Raw genomic sequence first — 5,001 nt, forward strand, 5'->3', positions numbered from 1 at the left:
AAAGACCTGGGGTGCGAAATTCACCATCGATTTTCCCGTCTTCGAGCGTTCCTTTGTTCTCAAACCGGAAGATGTCTTCCATTACAACGCTGTCACCTTCAAGCCCTACCACTTCAGATATATAAAGGACTTTACGGCTACCATCGTGAAGGCGCTTTACCTGAACGATCAGGTCTACCGCGCTGACAATGGTGCGGCGGATGGCTTGAATAGGAAGGCTGGCTGTCGCCATCATCACCATGCTTTCTGTACGAGCGATGGCATCTCGTGGCGTGTTGGCGTGCAGAGTTGACATGGAACCATCGTGACCTGTGTTCATCGCCTGAAGCATTTCAAAAGCTTCGCCACCACGACATTCCCCCACAATGATGCGATCGGGTCGCATACGAAGTGAGTTGATAACCAAGTCACGAGCCGTTATTTCACCAGTCCCTTCTACACTCGCCTGACGGGTTTCCAGACGAACGATATGTGGTTGTTGTAACTGCAGTTCGGCCGCGTCTTCAATGGTAACAATGCGCTCCGATTCCCCTATGTAGCCTGAAAGGGCATTCAGCAAGGTGGTTTTACCCGAACCTGTACCACCAGAGATCAAAATGTTGCATTTACAGTGACTTGCGATAGAAAGCAGTTTCGCCATTTCAATGGAGAGAGCGCCGAATTCGACAAGGTTTTCCAGTTTGATTTTGTGCTGCTTGAATTTACGGATGGAGATCGAGGTGCCGTCAATCGCCAATGGGGGGATCACGATGTTTACACGGCTTCCGTCTTCAAGGCGGGCATCACAGAGAGGTTTGGATTCGTCGATTCGGCGCCCTACGTTAGATGCAATGCGCTTTGCGATGGTATTGAGCTGCTTTTCGTTGACAAACTCAATGGGTGATTTTTGCACCTTGCCGCCAATTTCAATGAAAATATCATGCGGACCATTGATCATAATGTCCGATATATCATCGTTATCCAGCAAGGTTTGTAGCGGACCCAATCCTTTTAATTCCGCTAAAAGTGCTTTCACCAATTCAGTTCGCTGGGAGTTAGAGACCTGCAGTCCGCCGCGGTCAATCAGCAGATTTACCGTTTCTTTTAGTTGGGCTTCTAACTCTTCATTGCTGATTTCAACCAGAGTGGAGGCATCTAGTGCGTCAAATATCTCGTCTCGCAGCTTGATATAAATTTCTTTAAATTGACTCATTGCTCTCACCTACTTCTTAAACAGTGAGAACTTAGATTTAGAGCCAATGCTTTTCCCCGTCAGATCCTGAATCATCTGGACGACAGGCTGGGCGACTTTATTCTTAATGACTGTTTTCATCCCGGTCTGGATAAGCTGCTTTTCTAACCCAGATTCATAGCTAAATGTCAGTGCTTCTTTTTGCTTTACCCGCTCCTTCGCGTTCTCCAAAGAAACCATGTAATCTTTTGCCGGGCGGTTTTGACTGAACAACACCTGGTGTTCCGCTTTACCCATTTTTTTTCGAATGATGTTGTAAGCCCTAAGTGACGCGACTGAAGGGTCACACACAACATATATTCGGTGATACTTTTCACTCAAATCTTGATCGTGAATCTCTTCGAACGAAGTAAGAGGAACCGAATCCACGATGAAGTTGTAATTGCCGATTAACTGATACGACAGATTGTGAAGCGTTGAAGCATGGTCTCCGACACAGGCGGTGGTTTTTTCGAGAATCAGATAGTCGAGCTTTTCGCTGGCTGAGGATACATAAGTCTGAGCTATCGCGCTGTCGATATCCTGTTGGTTTAACTCAATACTGTTGTGACGTGGCTTGACGCTTTTCATCCCCAGAAAAATATCGGACGCAAATGCATTAGAATCATGATCGACCAGTAAGGTTTTTAAGTGCGCCTGCTCAGATAGCCCATAACTCAACAGAGAAGAAATCGTCGAAAGTCCAATTCCCCCTTTACAAGAGAGAAGCAGTACTCGTTTCGCAACCCGAGTGTTATTGGCGACAGCCGTATTAGGTGCGCTGACACTTATGGTATTCAGCAAGTCTTGGAGGTGTTCATCCCACAATACATATTCTGCACCTAACGCCTGAACTTGATTTTTCAGCCGAATAGAGTCTGAATCGCTCACTGCGATGATGCGAATGCCGACATCCAGTTTGGTAGTGATGTCGCTTATTTCATGATTCAGATTCTCTGAGTTTCGAAAGTCCAGAATCACGTGTTTAATCTTTTGATTTTCAGGCATTTTGCCTGAATCGATATCGGGTACTTCAAGCGGAGCTGGAAAACCTTCAATGGCATACAGGTCTTTGACAGACTGAATAAACTCAGCGTCGTCCGATACCAGAAGGTCAACAAATTCAGACGATGGCTTTTTGGTGGCGGTCGATGTCTTAAATAAGTTGTTTAGATCCATCTTTTATTCTGTACCTTTTAACGGTTTCACGAGGCTTTTGATTCGGTTGTATTCGACAGCACAACCAAACTGGAACGTACTGGCATTACCCATGTGCAACGTCTGGCAATGCTTGTCGTTAACTAGTGTGTATTTGGTAACAATAGAAATAGACTTTTCTGACAAGGGTTGAGAATCAGGTCGTGCCGAATCTTCTCCTTTAACCGTTGCATTGATACGGTGGCGATGAATGCCTTTTTGACGAGCGTTCTCGATCAATTCAGCGACAAATTCACTTTCTTTGGGGTCGTAATAGACTTCAAACTGAGATTTCTGGTGTGACTTATTCACGTCTTCGATAAAACTCAGGCTTCGCTTGAGTGAAATGCGCTTGTCTACCACATTGAATTCATAGACTTGCTCTAACTCGTCCACCTGCGTTAGGTTCGAGGGAACAGGAGAACTGCACCCAACGAGAAACGGGACGACAAAAATCGCTAGTCGCAATAACATTAGAATCCTCCCGCTTTTATGGTTTGTTCTACTTCAGGGTCAGATAAATTGATTCGGAACAGTCGCTCTAAATCGCTGCTGGCTTTGAATTTTGGCAATTTAATGTCCTTCGCTTGTACCGGATCCACCAGGTTAACCGTGGCAACAATAATCAACTCAGTTTTGGTTCGGTCTGACTTGGTGTGACTAAATAAGGCGCCCAGAATCGGGATATCTCCTAAGAGGGGAATTCGGCTTAGTGTTTCGCGCTCTTCAGTGGTTAATAAGCCCGCAAGAACAAAGCTTTGTCCATCTTTGAGCTGCACGGTGGTCTGCGCCTTTCGCGTACGAAGAGAAGGCATGTTATAGAATGCGTTGCTCTGGCTATTGGATGCGTCTATCGAACTCACCTCTGGCATCAAAGTAAGGCGAATGTTTTCCGAATCCGTTACCTTGCCGACCATCGACAACTTGATGCCATATTCCTTGTAAGAAACACTCACCCCTTCTCCATCGCGCGCAACTAGGGGCAATTCACCACCAACGAGGAAGCTGGCTGTTTCACCGGAGATGACAGATAAGTTGGGCTCTGCCAATACCTGACCAATAGAGTCGTCTTTGCTTGCCGCAATAACAGCGACAATATCTTCTGCAGAAAATTCGAGGATCTGTTTTACATAGCGACCTGGTTGACCCACATTGCTGTATGACACACCCAATTCAGAAAGGAAATTACTTGAAACCTCTGCAACAGTGAGCTTTACGTTTATTTGTTCGGTAGAAAGAACTTTAAGGTTGTTGATGATGCCTTTGAATACGAACTTCTCCGTGTATGCAAGTTCGCTACTCAATCCTTTCTCCAATGAGCTCGGGTTCAATACACTGCGACTGGGTGTTTTTTGTAGCATTTCACCCACCAGACGATAGATCTTGTTTTTGACTTCTTCGCTCTGCACTGTGCCGTCCAGCACGACTTGGGAACCAACATTAGTGATGTTGACTTCCTCATCAGGGAAATGGGCAACTAGCATTTGTTTCACCTGACGAAGGCTTTTGTTCACCACAATTTCAGAGTTATAGATTTCATTTCCACCTCTATCAAAAATAATGAGGCTTGCAGTACCAACACTCACACCGTGAATGACAATTTTGGTTTCATCAATAACTTTATAATCCGCCACTTTCTGGTCAGATACGAAAACAGTATCTATTGTGCGGTTAGTTTTAACTGTTTTTGCAGCACCTTGATCAATGGAAACAAGCTCGGAGCCCATCACAATAATTGGAGAACTTATTGTAAATAAAAAAGTCACTAAACTCAGAATTCTCATTACTTTGCTCCTGCTCTAAGTTCACGGACTCCGTGTTGTTTCTCTAATATATCGACACTACGGACAGACAGATATTGGTTTACCATATTCGCCGGAACGACAGTTATTTTTGAGATTCTTGTGGCAATATCCAATTTCATTACATCGTTTATTTTTAGTTCAACAACGATCTGCTTTTTATTTATTGATACGCCGTCTTGTTGACTCTCTTCATTTACGTCTATAACTCGAACGATACGTGCTTTATGTACAAGCACTTCAGTAATAATATTACTTATGTCTTTGTATCCTGAGTTGTTAATATTAGAATACTGGCTCGTAGTGGAAATAAAACTTACTGTATCCCCAGTGGACAACCCAATTGCATCTACCGCGCTTTTACCATTTGTTGTGTAATAATAAGGTACGTGATCTTCAGACAGAGTGAAGTTCACATAATCCTTGTCACTCGGATAAGCTATAAGGTCACGTTTTAAATAAGTATTTTCACTAAGAGGCTCCCTGTACAAAGCGCCATCTGGGATTCTCTGTTCTTCTGTTATCAGCCCGTTATTTCTTGCCTGAACTTCTGAAATTTCCACAGTTTCTGTAGCCAATTCGCTGTAAAAGCTTCCTTTATTAACAGGTTTCACCAACCGAAGTACTTTAACAGTCTCAATGATAGGCTCAGGCTTTACGGGGACAGGCTCTTCGGCAAAGAAGATGTCTTTGCCATAAAGCAACCCTAGAAACAAAACAGCTGAAATTAGTACAAACAGGACAGGCTTACTCATACAGATCACTTATAAAGTTGGGCAGGAATTCCTACCC

5 protein-coding genes are annotated in these 5,001 nt (G+C 44.1%); all 5 read right to left on the bottom strand.

The features are described 5' to 3' along the window. Positions 1-1,192 (bottom strand): TadA family conjugal transfer-associated ATPase (locus RH89_RS12910; protein ID WP_004402453.1); only part of this gene is annotated, 1,192 nt, incomplete at its 3' end. A 9-nt stretch (positions 1,193-1,201) separates the two neighbouring features. Continuing rightward, complete coding sequence (locus RH89_RS12915; RefSeq protein WP_004402454.1) at positions 1,202-2,389, bottom strand: CpaE/TadZ family protein; 1,188 nt, start codon at positions 2,387-2,389, stop codon at positions 1,202-1,204. Between the two features lie 3 nt (positions 2,390-2,392). Continuing rightward, positions 2,393-2,881, bottom strand: a complete 489-nt coding sequence (locus tag RH89_RS12920) for a hypothetical protein (protein WP_004402455.1) — start codon at positions 2,879-2,881, stop codon at positions 2,393-2,395. Beyond that, complete coding sequence (locus RH89_RS12925) at positions 2,881-4,191, bottom strand: type II and III secretion system protein family protein (RefSeq protein WP_004402456.1); 1,311 nt, start codon at positions 4,189-4,191, stop codon at positions 2,881-2,883. Before RH89_RS12925 ends, RH89_RS12920 begins: the two co-directional genes overlap by 1 nt. Next, positions 4,191-4,964 carry a hypothetical protein gene (locus tag RH89_RS12930; protein WP_004402457.1) on the bottom strand — a complete coding sequence of 258 codons (774 nt, stop codon included), beginning with the start codon at positions 4,962-4,964 and terminating at the stop codon, positions 4,191-4,193. Before RH89_RS12930 ends, RH89_RS12925 begins: the two co-directional genes overlap by 1 nt. Positions 4,965-5,001 lie beyond the last annotated feature (37 nt).

This window comes from Vibrio nigripulchritudo ATCC 27043 (assembly GCF_000222685.1).
In the GTDB taxonomy this organism is placed as follows: domain Bacteria; phylum Pseudomonadota; class Gammaproteobacteria; order Enterobacterales; family Vibrionaceae; genus Vibrio; species Vibrio nigripulchritudo.

Excerpts from the sequence above, each read along its gene's own strand:
- RH89_RS12915 (WP_004402454.1), bottom strand. The coding sequence starts at position 2,389 with ATGGATCTAAACAACTTATTTAAGACATCGACCGCCACCAAAAAGCCA.
- RH89_RS12920 (WP_004402455.1), bottom strand. The coding sequence starts at position 2,881 with ATGTTATTGCGACTAGCGATTTTTGTCGTCCCGTTTCTCGTTGGGTGC.
- RH89_RS12925 (WP_004402456.1), bottom strand. The coding sequence starts at position 4,191 with ATGAGAATTCTGAGTTTAGTGACTTTTTTATTTACAATAAGTTCTCCA.
- RH89_RS12930 (WP_004402457.1), bottom strand. The coding sequence starts at position 4,964 with ATGAGTAAGCCTGTCCTGTTTGTACTAATTTCAGCTGTTTTGTTTCTA.